Origin of the sequence: Leptolyngbya iicbica LK (assembly GCF_004212215.1) — a bacterium.
GTDB classification, from domain to species: Bacteria; Cyanobacteriota; Cyanobacteriia; order Phormidesmidales; family Phormidesmidaceae; genus Halomicronema; species Halomicronema iicbica.
The window spans coordinates 929,513-946,795 of record NZ_QVFV01000002.1 but is presented as its reverse complement, the minus strand read 5'-3'; the positions used below and the strand labels follow the sequence as shown (position 1 = coordinate 946,795).

Annotated in this window: 9 protein-coding genes; 2 read left to right on the top strand and 7 right to left on the bottom strand. The window is 54.4% G+C overall.

Translation table 11 applies throughout. From position 1 onward, the window contains the following. Positions 1–4: 4 nt before the first annotated feature. The 7 genes from nifJ to bchD all read right to left on the bottom strand — a co-directional run bounded on the left by nifJ (position 5) and on the right by bchD (position 13,971). The gene (nifJ, locus tag DYY88_RS11145; protein ID WP_084607113.1) at positions 5–3,814 is read right to left on the bottom strand and encodes a pyruvate:ferredoxin (flavodoxin) oxidoreductase; all 3,810 of its coding nucleotides are present in this window, start codon (positions 3,812–3,814) and stop codon (positions 5–7) included. Between the two features lie 733 nt (positions 3,815–4,547). After that, positions 4,548–6,173 carry a DUF2079 domain-containing protein gene (locus DYY88_RS11140; protein WP_044151310.1) on the bottom strand — a complete coding sequence of 542 codons (1,626 nt, stop codon included), beginning with the start codon at positions 6,171–6,173 and terminating at the stop codon, positions 4,548–4,550. Between the two features lie 567 nt (positions 6,174–6,740). Beyond that, a complete protein-coding gene (locus DYY88_RS11135; RefSeq protein WP_039727975.1) occupies positions 6,741–8,144 on the bottom strand; it encodes an aldehyde dehydrogenase in 1,404 nt (467 codons plus the stop codon). A 98-nt stretch (positions 8,145–8,242) separates the two neighbouring features. After that, positions 8,243–8,848: a class I SAM-dependent methyltransferase gene (locus DYY88_RS11130; protein ID WP_039727976.1), complete on the bottom strand. Its 606-nt coding sequence runs from the start codon at positions 8,846–8,848 to the stop codon at positions 8,243–8,245. A 27-nt stretch (positions 8,849–8,875) separates the two neighbouring features. Further along, positions 8,876–9,868 (bottom strand): pentapeptide repeat-containing protein, encoded by a 993-nt coding sequence (locus DYY88_RS11125; protein WP_039727977.1) that lies wholly within the window; start codon positions 9,866–9,868, stop codon positions 8,876–8,878. 86 nt (positions 9,869–9,954) lie between these two features. Then, positions 9,955–11,709, bottom strand: a complete 1,755-nt coding sequence (locus DYY88_RS11120) for an adenylate/guanylate cyclase domain-containing protein (RefSeq protein ID WP_130199403.1) — start codon at positions 11,707–11,709, stop codon at positions 9,955–9,957. Positions 11,710–11,919: 210 nt separating this feature from the next. After that, on the bottom strand, positions 11,920–13,971 hold the full coding sequence (gene bchD, locus DYY88_RS11115) for a magnesium chelatase ATPase subunit D (RefSeq protein ID WP_039727978.1): 2,052 nt from the start codon (positions 13,969–13,971) through the stop codon (positions 11,920–11,922). A 434-nt stretch (positions 13,972–14,405) separates the two neighbouring features. On the opposite strand from bchD, the gene ylqF reads away from it, so the two are divergent. Both ylqF and DYY88_RS11105 read left to right on the top strand, forming a co-directional pair. Continuing rightward, the gene (gene ylqF, locus DYY88_RS11110; RefSeq protein WP_039727979.1) at positions 14,406–15,263 is read left to right on the top strand and encodes a ribosome biogenesis GTPase YlqF; all 858 of its coding nucleotides are present in this window, start codon (positions 14,406–14,408) and stop codon (positions 15,261–15,263) included. A gap of 304 nt (positions 15,264–15,567) precedes the next feature. Further along, a complete protein-coding gene (locus DYY88_RS11105; RefSeq protein WP_084607114.1) occupies positions 15,568–16,830 on the top strand; it encodes a glycosyltransferase family 4 protein in 1,263 nt (420 codons plus the stop codon). Positions 16,831–17,283: the final 453 nt, after the last annotated feature.

Sequence of the window (17,283 nt, the reverse complement as noted above, 5' to 3'; positions counted from 1 at the left end):
CCACCTACGCTGAGGTTGTCTGTGAGCCAGACCCGGACTCTTGCGAATCCTGGGTATCTGTCGGCTGACCTTCCGGTGATTTCACCGGTTTAAAGTTGCCGGGGGTCGCCTCCTTACGCGGCTGATAAGCCTTCCGAACCGGCATCTCGGGTTCCTCAGCGGGGTTGCGAGCCGCCAGATATTGGTACATATGCCAACGGGTTGAGACATCCTCACGGGCCTGCTTCAACAAGGTTTTCGCCGCTTCGGGGTTGCTGCGAAGGAGCATCTTGAAGCGGTTTTCGCTGTACATCGCCTCTTCCAGTGACTTCTTCGGCGTTCGGCTATCCAGCATCAGCGGATTCTCGCCCTGCTCGGCCTTGCGGGGGTCGTAGCGATACAGCAGCCAGCGGCCCGACTCCACTGCGAGTTGCTGCTGATCCATGCCCTTCGCCATGTTGATGCCGTGGGCAATGCAGTGGGAATAGGCCATGATCAGCGACGGCCCTTCGTAGGATTCCGCTTCCAAAAACGCCTTCAGGGTGTGCTCGTTGCGGGCACCCATGGCGACACTGGCGACGTAGACGTTGCCGTAGGTCATTGCCATTAGCCCCAGATCCTTCTTGGGCGCGGGTTTGCCGCCTGCTGCGAACTTCGCGACGGCTCCCCGTGGGGTGGCCTTCGACATCTGCCCGCCCGTGTTGGAATACACCTCGGTATCCATCACCAGCACGTTCACATTGCGGCCACTGGCGAGCACATGGTCGAGACCGCCGTAGCCGATGTCGTAGGCCCAGCCGTCACCGCCGACAATCCACACGCTCTTGCGCACCAGGTAATTGGCGAGAGATTTCAAATTGAGGATACGGTTGCGCAATCCGGGGGCGCGGCTCTCGGTGTCGGTGTCGAGTCCCGCCAACCAGTTGTCCAGATGGCCTTGCAACGCCTCGACCCATTCCCGCTGTTCGACGATGTCGGCCTCGTCCTTCTGCTCATTGTTCAGCAAATTTGTCGCCAGGTCGCGGGGCAGGCGGGAGGAGCCATTCAGCTCAAAGGCCAGGTATTGCAGCAGTTCGACGGCCTGCTCGCTTTGCTTGTCGACAGATAAGCGGAAGCCCAGGCCAAACTCGGCGTTGTCTTCAAACAGGGAGTTGGACCAGGCGGGGCCACGCCCTTCGGTGTTTTTGGTGTAAGGGGTGGTGGGCAAGTTGCCGCCATAGATGGAGGAACAGCCGGTGGCGTTGGCAATCAACATGCGATCGCCAAACAGTTGCGTCGCCAGCTTGATGTACGGCGTCTCGCCACAGCCCGCACAGGCACCCGAGAACTCGAACAGCGGCTGCTGCATTTGCTGGTGGGAGATTTTGTTCAGATTCAGGTCATTACGCTCGGGGTTCGGCAAGTCAAGGAAGAAGTCCCAATTGGCTCGCTCTTGCTCCCGCAGGGGCAGTTGGGCCTCCATGTTGATGGCTTTCTTGCTGGGTTCGGCCTTGTTCTTGGCGGGACACACTTCTACGCAGAGGGCACAGCCGGTACAGTCTTCCGCCGCCACTTGAATGGTGAATTGCAGATCTGACCAGGCTTTGTCCTTCGCGCCCGTGTGTTTGAAGGTATCCGGTGCGTTTTCTAATTGCCCCGGTTCATACACCTTCGAGCGAATCACCGCGTGGGGGCACACCATGACGCACTTGCCGCACTGCACACACACATCCGGATCCCAGGTGGGAATTTCTTGGCCGACGTTGCGCTTTTCGTACTGGGTGGTGCCCGTCGGATAGGTGCCGTCTGAGGGCAGAGCGCTGACGGGCAGGTCATCGCCGTGGCGGGCCATAATCTGCCCCAGCACGTCTTTCACAAAGTTAGGGGCAGTATCGGGTACCCATTGGTGGGTTGCGCTCTCGGATGAGACGCTGCCAACGGGCACTTCGTACAGGTAGCTGAGGGTGTTATCCACCGCCGTGATGTTCATGGCGACGATTTCTTCGCCCTTTTTGCCGTAGGTCTTGCGAATGGCCTGTTTGATGGCCGCGATCGCCTCTTCCCTCGGCAGCACCCCCGACAGCGCAAAGAAACAGGTTTGCATCACCGTATTGATGCGCCCCCGCATCCCCGCTTCATTCGCTACTTTGAAGGCGTTGATGGCGTAAACTTTCAGGTTTTTGTCGATGATGGCTTGCTGAATGGCTTGGGGCAGTCGCGCCCAGGTTTCTTCACCGCCATCAAAGGGCGAGTTGATCAGGAACGTGCCACCCACTTTCGCCTCGTTGAGAATTTCCAACTGCTGCAGGAATTCCCATTGGTGGCAGGCCACAAAATTCGCGCTGTCGATCAAGTAGGTAGAGCGGATGGGATCGGGGCCAAAGCGCAGGTGCGAGACCGTCACCGAACCGGATTTCTTCGAGTCGTAGACAAAGTAGCCCTGGGCGTAGTTGTCGGTATCGCCGCCGATGATTTTGATGGAGTTCTTGTTCGCGCCGACGGTGCCGTCTGAGCCCAGTCCGTAGAAAATGCCGCGCACCACGGTATCCGGCTCAATGGTGAAGCTAGGATCCCAGTCTAGGGAGGTCCGGGTGACATCGTCGTGAATGCCCACGGTGAAATGGTTTTGCGGATTGTCTTGATCTAAGTTGGCGAAGATGCCTTTGATCATCGCCGGGGTGAATTCCTTCGACGACAGGCCGTAGCGACCGCCCACCACCTTGGGATACGACTCGCGGGGATAGACAAAGTGGGGATTGTCCTCGTCCCCCTCCAGATGCACGGTGCCCTCTTGTTTCGGCAGTTCATGGACGGCGTGAACCACGTCCAGATAAAGCGGTTCGCCTGGAGCACCGGGTTCTTTGGTGCGATCGAGAACGGCGATCGCCTTCACCGTCTTGGGCAGGGACTTCATGAACTCGATGGAGTCAAAGGGGCGATACATCCGCACTTTCAGCACGCCGACCTTTTCCCCTTGAGCGGTCAGGTAGTCCACGGTTTCGTGGGCGGTTTCGCAGCCAGAGCCCATCAGCACGATCACTTTTTCGGCATCCGGCGCGCCGTGGTACTCGTACACCTTGTACTGGCGTCCGGTGAGGGCGGCGAACTCGTCCATCGCCTGCTGCACCGCGTCCGCACAGTCGTAGTAATAGCGGTTCACTGTTTCCCGCCCCTGGAAGTACACGTCGGGGTTTTGGGCGGTGCCGCGAATGACGGGGCGATCGGGGGTGAGCGATCGCGCTCGATGTTCCAGCACCAGATCCAGCGGCACAAACTGTTCCAACACTTCATCAGGGATCAGCTTCACTTTCTGCACTTCGTGGGAGGTGCGGAAGCCGTCGAAGAAGTGGAGGAAGGGAATGCGCGATTGCAGGGTGGCCTTGGTGGCGATCGCGGCTAAATCCTGCGCTTCTTGCACCGAGGCCGAACAGAGCATGGCGCAGCCCGTCGCCCGCGCCGCCATCACATCACTGTGATCCCCAAAAATGGATAGAGCCTGGGCGGCCAGCGATCGCGCCGCCACGTGAATCACCGCTGGTGACAGCTCTCCCGCAATTTTGTAAAGGTTGGGGAGCATCAGCATCAGCCCCTGGGAGGCAGTAAAGGTTGTGGTGACGGAACCGGCTTGGAGCGAGCCATGCACTGCCCCCGCCGCGCCGCCTTCGCTCTGCATTTCCACGACGGAGGGCACGGTGCCCCAAATATTGGGATTTCCGGAAGCGGCCCAGGCGTCCGACCATTCCCCCATGGGCGACGACGGCGTGATGGGATAGATAGCAACGACTTCGCTGAGGCGATACGCCACGCGAGCCACGGCTTCATTTCCGTCCAAGGTGGCAAAGAGTTGTTCTGTCATGATGGGCCCTCTAGGTGTGCTGGGCAACGAAATAACTGAGTTTTCCGCCAGGGCTGTCCTGAATTGGCAAGCAACATGAGGCCAGTGCAGCCCCCAGTGTCGTTGGAGAATTTGAGAACAGAATTTTCAGCTCAAACGGAAAAACAACTGATTTATTGAGACCAGATACAAGACCTTGATTTCCAAAAGATTGCTTTTACTTACTAACTGTTAAAGACACAATCCAAAGAACGCTTTGAAGTCTCATATGCCTCATATGTTGCCACCAAAAATTAAACCGAGACCGACTTTTTAGCTAAACTTTATCCCCTGTGTCAGGCTGCGATAACACCTCACAACTCATCCTCAGTGGAATCTGTAGTTCGCCAAGGCCTAGACTCGAAAGCCTCGCTCGGAAAGGATTAAGAGATTGAAATCTTCTGTATAAAAGCTTGACCTTTGTTTTGATATGGCTGTAGTGACTACTGCGGTCTAACTTTTTACTTTAGGAAAGTGATGGAGAAATCTATAATTTTGAGGATTGGAAATTTGGATGCTTTCGCGCCACAGCAGTACAGAATACAAAATCAGTTAATCTCAGGCCGCTCATCAAGCGATGGCAAGTTCTAATTCCGCATTCTCACGGAGAATAAATCTTAATTTGATGTTCAGATTTGCTGGCCTTTTCTGGATCGTTAATCACTAATTTTAGATTGTTGTTCTTTTTGGTTTACATTCCCTAATAAGTTGCTTTTTATTCACCTTCTAAGGTGTCGTAAGTGCTAGTTTGAAACGCTTGCCACTCTTGCAGTGCGGTCGGATCATCAGGGGTGTTGCGCTGGAGCAAAAAGACGCCAGAGGTCGCCGCAACGACGCCGTAGTCGCCGCTCTCCACCAGTCCTTGCACGACGGGCAGCCACTCCCGCAGGCGATCGCGGGACCCTGAAAAAGCCCCGGCATACTGCTGCAATTGCCAAAAATCCACCAGCACATAATCGACGTCCGCCGTTTTGCCCGTATCATCGCGAAACTGGAGGGCCGGAAAGCGCAACACCGCCCGCCGTCCGGATACGTGGGGCAAGAGGTTGTCGGTAGCGGTGACGCTAGCCTCGGGGGGAATTGGGGTGAGCAGCGATCGCACCTCGTTCGCGTGGCCCCACTGTTTCGTCAATGTCAGATGCACCCACGGATCCACCGAGTCGGGGATGATAAACGACCAGGTGCGCGACGGATTGAGCGTAAACGTAAACAGCAAGCTGAGGCACAGGCAGGCCGCCCACAGGCTACGCGTGCGGCGAGACAGCTTTGGTCCCCGATGGCTCCACCACACCACCGCGCCATAAAACATGCCTGGCACCACCATCACGGTGTAACGGAGTTGCATTGACAGGGCAATTTCTGTGTCTGACCGCAGCAGTAAGGTCGCCAAGGGCGGCGCGGTGCAAAGCCAAGCGGCGGGCGAAATCGCGGGCACAAACAGCAGCGGCAACCAGTGCCCCAGCATGAACCGCACGGTGTTGCCCAGCGGCATGAACAGATCAACGAGGACGCGATCGGGACGCTTTAGAAATGCCACCAGTAGATCCACCGTCGAGGCATCCCCCGTCACGTAATCGGCGTAAGAAAAGGCTAAAAAGTTCGTCCCCACTTCTTCAGAAAATAGGGGCATCAGCAGCGTGGTGGTGATCACCAAATGGGCCACACTGGCCACACAGAGTCCTGCCCCAAACCAGGGATGCCGCCGACTGAGTAAAAAGTAGAGCCCAAAGCCAAACAAAATGATGCCGACATCTTCGCGGCAGAGAAAGACGAGGATGGTCGCCGCGATCGCCCAGCCCCACCGCTGCCGCTCTACCGCGAGCAGCAGCAAAAAAATCCATAGCGGAATCTGAGCAAAGTCATGGAAATTGGCCAAATGCGGCGCAATGACCGCTTGGGCGCAAAAATAACCCAGCGTAATCCACAGCGCTACTTGTTCAGACAATTGTTGCCGTGCCAGAAAATAGAGTGCGATTCCCCCGGCGGTCACCAGCGTCACCTGCAGCACCAGCAACGTTGCGGAATGGGGCAACAGGTAATACAGCGGTAGCCACAGCAAATGAATTGGGGTGAAATGCTGGCCGAGCCGTTGATACGTCACATCCGGGACTTGATCGCCAAAGAGTACGGCGGCCGACTCCCCCGACGAAAGCGTGCCTTGAAAAAATTGGCCGTGGATACCATTCCAAAAAATCTGATTAAAAATGCCCTGGTCATGGGTGGAAAAACTCGGGTACATGGCCCAGTGCCGATTGAGAACGCTGAGCGTCATTAGCACCCAAAAAATTCCTGCGGCCCACAGCACCCGTCGATGATTCGCCATCCAGTCCAAAGCACGCATACGGTTCCAGCACGTAAAAGGGCTTCCCTATTCTCACTGGCGCTGGCGCTGAAAATCAAAAATATAGCGTTGCGCAGCTAGCTCCGTTGATCTCTTGAGCAGAAAAACGAGGAGCTTAGAAAGCAGGATTTTATAAAATCCAAGTTTTATCGGGTAGGCTTCTTGTCTGCTCCGGGACAGCCGAGACGGCTGTCCACACTTAGATTAAATTTCTATTCTTTAACCTTTTGGGCTCTCGGTACCTGACTGCGGATTGTTATGTCCCTGCTCGGTCATGGGCCAGGGACACGTCAATACTAAATGTTGGGCTAGTAGCGGGGGCTAAGGCGGCGAGCACCAAAGTTGGAAGTGTTGTGGGTCGCAGGGCAAACGCATACTAATTTGAGTCTGACGAGGGAATGGGCATTTCAGCGCTCAGCAACGTTCAAAAAGCCTCTATTTTTCGCAATAAGGCGGCCAGAACCTATCCTTATTGCGAAAATGTCGAAGTATGCGTTTGCCCTGTTGTGGGTCGTCCCAGAGTTGACCCACGCGACGAGATACCCCAATCTGTCAGTTGACCGAGCCCTAGGGGGAGCCGATCACCTTTTTGAAAAAGTCGAGCTTGCCAGCATACGGGGCGTAGCGCCAGTCCAGATCAAACCAAAATGGCTTTTTGAGCACACTTTTCATATGTGAAAAGGTCTCGAAGCTGGTTTTGCCGTGGTAAGCGCCGATGCCGCTATCCCCCACGCCGCCGAAGGGCAGTCCCCAAATAGCGGCCTGCAAAAAGACGTCATTGAGACAAACGCCCCCCGATGAGGTCGTTCTGAGCACCTGCTGCTGTAGCGCGGCATTTTTGGTGAACAGATAGAGGGCTAACGGTTTGGGACGAGCGTTGATTTGAGCGATCGCGTCCTCGATCTTTTGATAAGTCAGCACTGGCAAAATCGGGCCAAAAATTTCCTCCTGCATGATGGGACTGTCCCACGTCACGTCAGTCAGGATGGTGGGGGCGATGTAGCGGTCATCCCGGTTAGTTTCGCCACCGATGTAGACCGATGCGTTCGCCATGAGCCCGGTCAGTCGGTCAAACTGGCGATCGTTAATGATTCTGGCTAAGTCGGGACTCTGGGCCGGATCATCGCCAAAATAAGCCTGTATCGTCTCTTTCAGCGCAGCCAAAAACTCCGATTTGATCGACTCCTGGAGCAGTAAATAATCGGGCGCGATACAGGTTTGTCCGGCATTCACAAACTTGCCCCATACGATGCGCTGGGCCGCGACTGCAATATTGATGTCTTGATCGACAATACACGGACTTTTGCCCCCCAGTTCCAGCGTCACTGGGGTCAGTTGCTGGGCCGCTGCTGCCATGACGATTTGACCAATGCGGGTGCCCCCGGTGAAGAAGATGTGGTCAAACTTTTGGGCCAGCAGTGCTTGCGCCGTGGCCACGCCCCCTTCCATGGCGGCAATGTATTCGGGCGGAAAGGTGTCGCGCACGAGGTCGGCCACCACCTTGGACATCGCCGGGGCCAGTTCGGAGGGTTTGATCAACGCACAGTTGCCCGCCGCGATCGCCCCGATCAATGGCGAAATCACCAGTTGAAACGGATAATTCCACGGGCCAATAATCAGCACCACCCCCAAGGGATCAGGCTGCACCCAGGCCGATCCTGGCAGTTGCGTCAGCGGCAAGCTCACCCGGCGGGGTTTGGCCCATTGCTTCAGGTGCTTGAGCACATATTTCAGCTCGTCGAGCACGCCAATTTCAAAATAGCTTTCAAACTCAGGGCGGCCCAAGTCGGCCTTGACCGCCTCGACAATCGCGTCTTGCCGCTCGATGATGGCGGCCTGCAATCGCTTGAGCTGGGCCACCCGAAACTCGACAGAGACGGTTGCCCCCGTCGCGAAATAGGCCCGCTGCGCCTGGAGCAGCGCTGCTGCTTGAGACTCAACTGACTGTTCAGGGGTAGAGAGGGCCGTCATAGGGCTTACCGATCGCGTCCTCACCATCATAGAAAACCTGGGGGGGATCAGCAGAGGCGACGTTGTGCATGATTGCCGTCCTCGCTAGGGATGATGGGTTATGTCAGTTGAGGAGAAAACTGCGTCATCATCACCGGGCCTAACAGGTACTCATGGCGATCGCACTGCAAGCCGGCCTGTTCTCCCAAGGTCGCTCGTGCGGCGGCAGTGTAAAAGGTGACTCCTGCGGGGGTGATGCCGCGATGGGTGATGTCTTGTCCCATCCAGGCGGGCGGCGTAAAGTCGGCGAGATAAAAGTGTCCCGTCGGTTTCAGCAGGGGGGCGATCGCCCGTAGCGCCGCGAGTGGATCGGGGTAGTGCAAAAAACTAATACAGCAAAACACCGCGTCAAACGACTGGGCTGCAAACGCCGCCTCGGTCACATTACCCTCGATAAATTGCAGGCGATCGCCCTCTTGGGTTTGTTTACGGGCTTGAGCCAACATCCCCGGTGACAAATCCAACCCGACGCCAGATAGCGTGGGCGATCGCTGGGCTAAGCGATGCAGCAGTTTGCCCGTTCCGCAGCCCACATCCAGCACGTAGGCAGCTTCCGGCAGATCCACATACTCCAACAGGCGCACATGCACCGCCTGATAAAACACCGACGGCAGCAACCCGTCATATATCGGTGCCCAACGGTCAAAAAACGTCCGTTTATCCATCGTGTCTCGCCGTCGTCAAGGTGAGCATTAAGCGTGAATACTATCATCTGGCATGGTGGTGCCCGTCAAAATCGCGTCCATGAGAATGGCACTGCTGATTTCAGCCCGGGTGAGAATGGCCTCGGTCAAATCTGCCCCGGTTAAATCAGTCCGCCCTAAGTACGCTTCAATCAACGTCGCCGATTGCAACTGCGCCCGCCGTAAATCAGCCCGACTCAAGTCCACCAAATTCAAATTGCTGCGCGTTAGCACCGCATCTTGTAAGTTGGCCTGCCGCAAAATCGCATCGGTCAGGCGAATATCGTACATGGTGGCCTGAGCCAAGTTTGCTTCCGACAAGTCCGCGCGATTGACCGAGGCATTGGTCAAATCGGCTTCGGCCAGGTTGGCTCCGGCCAGCTTGGCGTCACTCAGGTTGGCCTCCTTGAGATAGGCCTGAGACAGGTTAGCCCCGTGCAAATCCGCATTTTGAAAGGTGACGTTGGCTAAATTTGCGCCGCTCAAATCGACGTAGGCCAAGTCGGCTCCGCGCAAATTCGCCCCTTCGAGATCAGCCTGATGCAGGTTTGCCCCCCGCAAATTCGCCACATATTTGCGATCTTCCTGTCGCAGATTTGCCCCCCGCAGACACGCGCCGGTTAAGTTCGCCCCGCTGAGGTCGGCATTGCGCAAGTCGGCCTCAATGAGATTGGCATCCATCAGATCAGCCAACATCAACTGGGCACTCCGCAGGTCAGCGCCTTGTAAGCTGACCCCATGTAAGTTGGCATCGCTCAGGTTGGCTTTACTCAGGTTGGCCTGATTGAGATTGGCACCCGATAGTTGGGCTTTTGCCAGGTTGGCCTGTTGCAAATTGGCCCGCGTGAGAAAGGCAAAGGTGAGAATGGCTCCTTCTAAATCGGCCAGCTGCAAGTTGGCGCCAATGAGATCGGCGGCGGTGAGGTCAATCCCGTTGAGGGAAAAGCCCTTAAAGTTGGTCTTGCCTGCGGCATAGCGTTTGAGGAGTTCTTGTGGGGTCATGAGTGAAGGGCACTATGGCGGCAAATCATGCAGAGCCGAAGCACGGGGCAAAACCGTTCGGGAAAAAGCGACGGTGCCCAGTCACCTTAAGGATAAAACGGTTTCATCGCTTGCAAAATTGCCCCCGCCGTTTGGATGTTTTCGCCGACATTTTCAACACAGTGACACATGATGGTTAGCTTACTTTCTAGATCGGAGAAGGTTTGACAGTATGCAAAGGTTTCATGCAGTAGGTCATCCAAAGATTTTGATTTCAGCAAAATCCAGTCTTGGCGGCTAGCGGTAAATGGACTTCTCACCGTCGAGAGCAGCAGGATTTTGGCTCGTAGCGGATTGGTGTATCGCATGATTTCTAGGCGCAGGCTGTAAAAGTTGGCGCGATCGCGCGATTTGGCGGGCGCGGTCTGTTCGGGGGCGATCGCTGAGTTCGGACTCGCTGCTGGATGCCGCTGGGCGCAGGTTTGCTCACCGGAGGCATCTAAACTGACCCAGTTTGTTAATGATGTGATGCCATCGTCGCCGGGGATCAGGGCGGTGTCAGTGCGCAACACGGTGGCTTCTTCATCACTCGTGGATGGATGATCGGCTAGTGCAGTTGCAGACACCATCTCAGACGCTGTCGCAGCGTAGATGGGATGCATCGCTTCGGAAATGACTAGGGCAAGTTGGGTGTAACGGGCTTTGCGATTGAGCCGCTTAATAATGCGTTCCAGATGGTAGCTGAGGTCGCTCTCGGTGGGGGCCACGTTGTGAACTTCGGCGACTAACTCGGCCAGGGTATGCAGTGCCAGCACCGCCGGATCGTTTTCCCAGGTGGAGTACAGAATGGCATATAGCAGCTTTTTAATGCGCTGGCGATCGCTATGCTGCATCAGCCTTTGAGCCGCTTGCTGATACATTTCCTGACAGTGCGCCAGCGAGCCTGAGGTGGCGATGACCGTGCCGTCGGACGGTTCGTCAGGCTGATCGTACATCGGCTCTAACACGGTCAAAATCGTGTCCGCGATCGCCAGATAAATGTCCTTATGGTTCAACCGCGACGCCATGGTTTGCAGGGCCTTTTCTAACGCGATCAGCGTGTGATATCGCTGTCGCAGCTGTGACAGCATCATCTGGAGATCAAACTGGGCTAAAACCTTGGCGTCGTTTTCCCAGACTCCTTGATAGGTGCCAAACACCAGTTTTTGGATGCGCCGATATTGCGGGTCTTGCTGTAGCGTGGCAACAGCGGCCTCTAACGTTGAGGTTGCGCTAGTGGAAGCAGCAGCGGATGGGTGAGCAACCACCATCGTGGCTGATTGACCGTAAGGCGGAATTTGGTATGCCGTCACCGGCTCTTGAATATTTTTGAGTTTGAGCGGCCCCAAAAAACTGGCATTGATATCCAGGCGGGCTTTCACCACATCGTAGACGGTCTGCGAAATGCAGATGCCGCCTGGGGCCGATTTCGTTTGCAGGCGGGCGGCAATATTCACCCCATTGCCCAGCACATCATCCTGACTAAACAACACATCGCCTAAATGGATGCCAATGCGGTGCTGTAAATATTCTTCGGGGGGGAGGCCTTCGGATAGCTTCGTCAGCTGTTTTTGGACTTCTTGACTGCATAAAACCGCCTGCACCGCACTATAAAACGACATCAACAGGCCGTCTCCGGTTGATTTCAGCACATTGCCGCCAAAGCATTCACATTGCTCAGCAATCAGGTCCAGGTCGCGCTGAATCAGGGCCAAGGTGCCCTCTTCATCCACCGACATGCGAGCACTAAAACTCACGGCATCGGTCAAGACGATGGCGGCTAGGGCTCTCTCGGCGGGAGGGTGGATACTGCTGGGCTTCATAGTGATGGGCAAGTGCTCGATTCGCAGGAAATAGCAACCAAACATAGCTTTCCCTAGTTCAGAAGCTGATTCAGCAACTTATTCACAAGTCTGCGCAGAAATGCCGCCAGATTGATCACGCCACCTTCTGAACCGCAGGATTGTGCTCTGGTGCTCTCGCCACCCGCGATCGCGCCATCGTGGTGGTGGCAATTTTTGTGACCCACCCGGCTAGGACTTGATATCCGCGATCGCGCTGCGGGCCATGGAGGCGATCGCTTGATCCGTCGCTTTCGGTAGCTGATAGTATTTACCCCCGGCGGTTTTGGCGAGTTCCTTGCCAAAACCTGTGGACACAAATTTGCGCTCTGTATCAATCACCAGGAGTTGAAAACCAGTGGCGCGAATGCGGCCTGCAATATCCAGCAGTTCTTGTTTAATGTCCGGCTTCTCTTCGGGATCAATGGTTTCGCCGAGCGATCGCGCTAGCGGAATATTGCCCCGGCCATCGGTGATCGCCACAATCACCACATTGCCAATGTCGCCCGACTGCTGGGCATTAGTGCCAATGCGCACCGCTTGTGACAAGCCATGGGCTAGGGGCGAGCCGCCGCCGCAAGGCATCCGTTCCAATCGCCGTCGGGCCATGGAGATCGAACGAGTAGGCGGCAGCAATACCTCCGCCTGCTCGCCTCGAAAGGGAATCAACGCCACCTCATCCCGATTTTGGTATGCATCGTTGAGCAACTGCAGCACTGCGCCCTTGGCCGACTGCATGCGATTCAGCGCCATTGAACCCGATGCATCCACCACAAACACAATGAGCGAACCGGCGCGCCGGGCCAGCTTTTTCGCCCGCATGTCCCCTTGTTCAACAATGACCTTGCGATGGGGCTCCCGCGCCCGCCGCGATTTTTGGTAAGGGGCCGCCGCTCGCAGGGTGGCATCCACGGCGATGCGCCGCACCGGCCCCTGGGGCAACATCGGCTTAATGTAGCGTCCCCGGTCTTCTGAAATCACGAGGCTTTGGCTGCCCGATTTACCTTGCTGGGTCAGTGATTGCGCAAACATCAGCAATGACGGATCGATCATCACCCCTTCGGGATCAAACACAAATTCCTCGGGCAAGCTGGGCGGGGGCTCTTCCGTTTGCTCATCATCTTCGTCCTGATCATCCTCAGAGTCGTCATTGTCGTCATCTTGAGAGTCTTCCGGTTGATCGTCCTCATTTTGATTCTGCGGCGGCGGTGGTGGTGGTGGCTGTTGTTCGTCTTCGGGGGGTGGCATTTGCACGGCCCGAGGCAAAATTACCAGCTCTACCGCGACGCGCAGGTCTTCGGCGGTGACTGTTGCCCGACCATCCAACGCTGCATGGGCCTTGGCTACGCGCACGGCAAAGAGTTCGGCTCGGTGTCCCTGCACGCCGCCGCGCAGTGCTTCAGTCACTAAATACTGCACTTGCTCACGGGTAATGGTGACGTCTTTGAGCCATTCCCGCGCCAAAATGATCTGGGTTTTCAGCGCTTCAATTTCTTCCGCATATTCCGCCAAAAAGGCTTGGGGATCGTTGGTGAAGCGGGTGAACTGATCGACCACACCCACGCGGTTTTCTAACGAGAGCGTTTGGTCGGCAGAGAGGGCGATCGCAATGCGGTCCAATAAATGATCTCGCAGTGGCCCTTCTTCCGGGTTGTAAGTTGCAATTAATAGAGGCGTACAGGGGTGTTGAAAGCTGATCCCTTCCCGCTCAATTTGATTTCGCTGCTCAGTCAGTGCCGATAACAGTAAATTACTGGCCTGATCATCAAGCAAATTAATTTCGTCAATATATAGTACGCCCCGGTTAGCATCAGCAAGCAGACCAGGCTGAAAGACGGTTTCTCCTGCTTGGATGGATTTGGCCACATCGACTGACCCCAGCAGCCGATCTTCTGTCACCCCCAGCGGAATCTGCACAAACGGTGCAGGAATCACTTTCGTCGGCAGTTCATCCAACTCTCGGGGTTCTGAGCCCAGCCGGTCCAAGGTTTCGTCATCCCATAACAAAGGATCGGTGGGATCCGCATTACAACAAGAGCCTTCGATTACCTCAATCGGCGGCAATAATTGGTGAATCGCTCTTGCCATCACCGATTTCGCCGTTCCTCGACGTCCGGCAATGACCACCCCGCCTAGCTTGGGATCAACTGCTGCTAGCAGCAACGCCAGCTTAATGGCTGCTTGATCAACCACCGCCGTCAAGGGGAACACAGTGGGCATTTCAGGACGTTCCGCCGTTAGCATTCAAACTTCCTTCGATAAAACGAACAATCAATGTCAGTCAGGACCGTCGCGCTTGCCAAACCAGCACACTCGGTGTCCGCAACCGCAGCACTTGACCAAGGCTTAGTCTGTGGGTCTGTAAAAACCACGCATAAGCCCAACGATCCTACAAACAGCGAGGCTAATATCCTCAGATTTTCAGAGTATCAGGAATCTTTATAGAAAACCCTGCTTACCCTTCGTTTCATGAGCTTGCCCCCAAGCTCTAAAGACAGGAGATCAGGAGATAACGAGATGGTTTATATTCTCATCCTCGACTATCTTGGCTGAGAGTCAGTTGCTCATATCTGAAGCAAGGCGGCGGAATCACAAAGATTCTTACTGTAGACAGTCGGCGCTCAACCGCTGACTGCTATACCTGTACTCACAGCCCCAATGTCTTCGGTCAGCCTGCTATGACACCTGCAATTCAGTGGTATCCCGGTCACATCGCCAAGGCCGAAAAAGCGCTTCAAGAGCAACTGAAGCGTGTTGATGTGGTGCTAGAAGTCCGGGATGCCCGAGTGCCTCTCGCTACCCAACATCCCCAGATTTCGCAGTGGATTGCTGGCAAAGAGCATATCTTGGTGATTAATCGCGTAGACATGGTCTCGAAAACGGCTCGCACCCAATGGGAGACTTGGCTGAGAGACCAGGGACAAATTCCATACTTCACCAATGCGCAAGAAGGCAAAGGGGTTGCGGGCATTGCGAAAGCGGCTCAAGTGGCTGGACAACAGATGAATCAGCGCCGCCGCGATCGCGGCATGCGTCCCCGCGCAGTGCGGGCTGTAGTCATCGGCTTCCCCAATGTCGGCAAGTCAGCCCTCATCAATCGCCTGGTGAAGAAAAAAGTGGTTGAAAGCGCCCGCAAGCCAGGCGTTACCCGCCAACTCCGCTGGATCCGCATCACTGATGATCTCGAATTGTTAGATGCCCCTGGAATTTTACCTGCACTTTTAAAGGATCAGGAGGCGGCCCTGAAGCTCGCCATCTGTGACGACATTGGTCAGGCTGCTTATGACAACCAACGCATTGCCAGCAGCTTGGTGGAGTTATTCAAGACGTTAGATGGGCAAACTGAAGAAGCTACTTACTTGGCTGCGTTAGACCAACGCTATGACCTTGCAGCTTTTGACATGACAGGAGAAACCTATTTGCAACAGCTTGCCAACTTGCGATATCAGGGCGATCGTGAACGCGCTGCCCGCACTTTACTCCGCGATTATCGAGTCGGTTACTTGGGGCAGCTACCGCTGGAATGGCCTGACTAAAGAAAAGTGATGAAAAAGTTCATCTACAAACATCGCTTCTCCCTAAAAGACTGGGTATTCTCATCTAAGCGGAATCACTGACTAGCAAGACTTTCAAGTGCGGTCGTTCTGACAGAGAGGATTGTGGCTGAGCTGCTTCAAGTGATTGAAATTCACTGCTTGCTGACCTTCAGTGCTTTCATACTTAAAAGACAAACATTGTTCATCTTGCCAATTAGGTTGGACAGCCTGTTAATTTAAATGCTTTCCGAGTTCAGAATGGCGTAACTGTAATGTTCCAGTTTACTTGTCCCTTTGAGGTTCTATGCCTGTAAAAGTTCAGGGAGAAGGCGAATTGAATATAAAAAAAGATAACTTAACTATCCACAACAAAATTTGGCCGAGTAAAGTTTCGATCATTGTCGGTGATTTATCGGCAGAAGGTGCAGGTCGCTGGGGCGGTGCTGTTCGACCATTTCTATTGGCAACAGCCCTGCGGCAATTGGGGATAGCTGTTGAGATACTAGGGTTTACTAATGACAATATTCCTTTGTCCATTGCACCTGAAGTAACGATCAAAAGATTTCCCCAGACTCAATATCCTCGCTTTTTGAACTCAGCTCGATGCTTAATACAAGCGATCGAAGGCGATATCATCTATGCCTATAAGACGAAAGCAAGTAGCTTTGGCGTCGGTCTGTTGGCTAAAAAATGGTATAAAAAGCCGCTGATTTTAGATATTGATGATTGGGAAATGAGTTGGCATGGTGGTGACCAGTGGCGTTATCAACCCTCTTTCAGACAGCGTTATCGAGATCTAGTAAAGCCGAATGGGGCATTGCGACAACCTGATAATCCTGTCTATCTGAAGCAGATGGAGAAGCGGATTTCACAAGCTGATGCCGTCACAGTACACACCTCATTCCTACAATATAAATTTGGCGGCATCTGTATTCCCAATGGTAAGAATATTCATCAGTTTAACCCTGAAAAGTATGACAGTGCTAGCAGTCGGCAACAGTTTGGACTGGAAGATTATAAGGTTCTAATGTTTCCAGGAGCTCCACGTCCATATAAAGGTTTAGAAGACTTACTAATTGCCTTGGAAATTTTGAAGCAGCCAAACCTACGGTTGGTTATTGTTGGCGGTAGTCCCTACGATGACTATGATCAGCAATTGCATGAGCGTTGGGGGCAATACATCATTCAGTTGCCTAAGTTGTCCTATGAAGAAATGCCTAGAATTGTCTCCGCCGCCGATATTATCGTTGTGCCTCAGAGGGATACTGCGGCAGCTCAGGCTCAATTTCCACTCAAACTCACCGACGGAATGGCGATGGCAAAGCCGATTTTAGCTACTTCAGTAGGTGATATTCCAGTGATTCTCGGTGACACTGGTTATATTGTTCCACCTGGAGATAGTAAAGCAATGGCTCATAAAATCGCTGAGATTTTGAATAATCCAGAAGCTGCCCGACATAAGGGATATCGGGCCAGAGAGCGATGTATTCAGCATTACAGTATTGATGCTATGGCTACCTCTCTCTCCGCTCAGGTTTTGCACCTCACTGGTGCAGAAAAGTTTTGAGAGTAAAGTATCGGTAGTCTCATCGTGAGAAAGTCGTCACTTTCGAGAACTCAATGCGGCACAATTGCTCGAATCGTTGCCAGTGTGAAGCATAGGCTTTGGGTGGGCTACGTTGGGGGAGGGGCGTGAGCGGGGGCAACGGCAGTTGCCGATAAGCGCGTTGGGCAATTTCTCGGAGGCCCAACTGCAACCAACTCAAGCCTCGCTGACCTGCCCGTCAAGCTGCAGACGTGGGCCAGCCCTGACCAGCAGTATCCCCAACATCAGCGACGGCCCTGTCGCCTGGAATTCATAGTTCAAACCGACAAGTATGCTCCTGACTGATCTTTTGTCAGCCAACCAGTAAGAGGATGTTTGAGAATTCATCCGAGGTATCAAATTAGGCTAAGCGTCGCACCATAATCCGAATCATAGCGAGGTAGATGAATGCCTCACTGGNNNAGGGCTGATGGT

What these genes read in the sequence shown, in the direction of transcription:
- nifJ (WP_084607113.1), bottom strand. Translation starts at nt 3,814, where the DNA reads ATGACAGAACAACTCTTTGCCACCTTGGACGGAAATGAAGCCGTGGCT.
- DYY88_RS11140 (WP_044151310.1), bottom strand. Translation starts at nt 6,173, where the DNA reads ATGCGTGCTTTGGACTGGATGGCGAATCATCGACGGGTGCTGTGGGCC.
- DYY88_RS11135 (WP_039727975.1), bottom strand. Translation starts at nt 8,144, where the DNA reads ATGACGGCCCTCTCTACCCCTGAACAGTCAGTTGAGTCTCAAGCAGCA.
- DYY88_RS11130 (WP_039727976.1), bottom strand. Translation starts at nt 8,848, where the DNA reads ATGGATAAACGGACGTTTTTTGACCGTTGGGCACCGATATATGACGGG.
- DYY88_RS11125 (WP_039727977.1), bottom strand. Translation starts at nt 9,868, where the DNA reads ATGACCCCACAAGAACTCCTCAAACGCTATGCCGCAGGCAAGACCAAC.
- DYY88_RS11120 (WP_130199403.1), bottom strand. Translation starts at nt 11,709, where the DNA reads ATGAAGCCCAGCAGTATCCACCCTCCCGCCGAGAGAGCCCTAGCCGCC.
- bchD (WP_039727978.1), bottom strand. Translation starts at nt 13,971, where the DNA reads ATGCTAACGGCGGAACGTCCTGAAATGCCCACTGTGTTCCCCTTGACG.
- ylqF (WP_039727979.1), top strand. Translation starts at nt 14,406, where the DNA reads ATGACACCTGCAATTCAGTGGTATCCCGGTCACATCGCCAAGGCCGAA.
- DYY88_RS11105 (WP_084607114.1), top strand. Translation starts at nt 15,568, where the DNA reads ATGCCTGTAAAAGTTCAGGGAGAAGGCGAATTGAATATAAAAAAAGAT.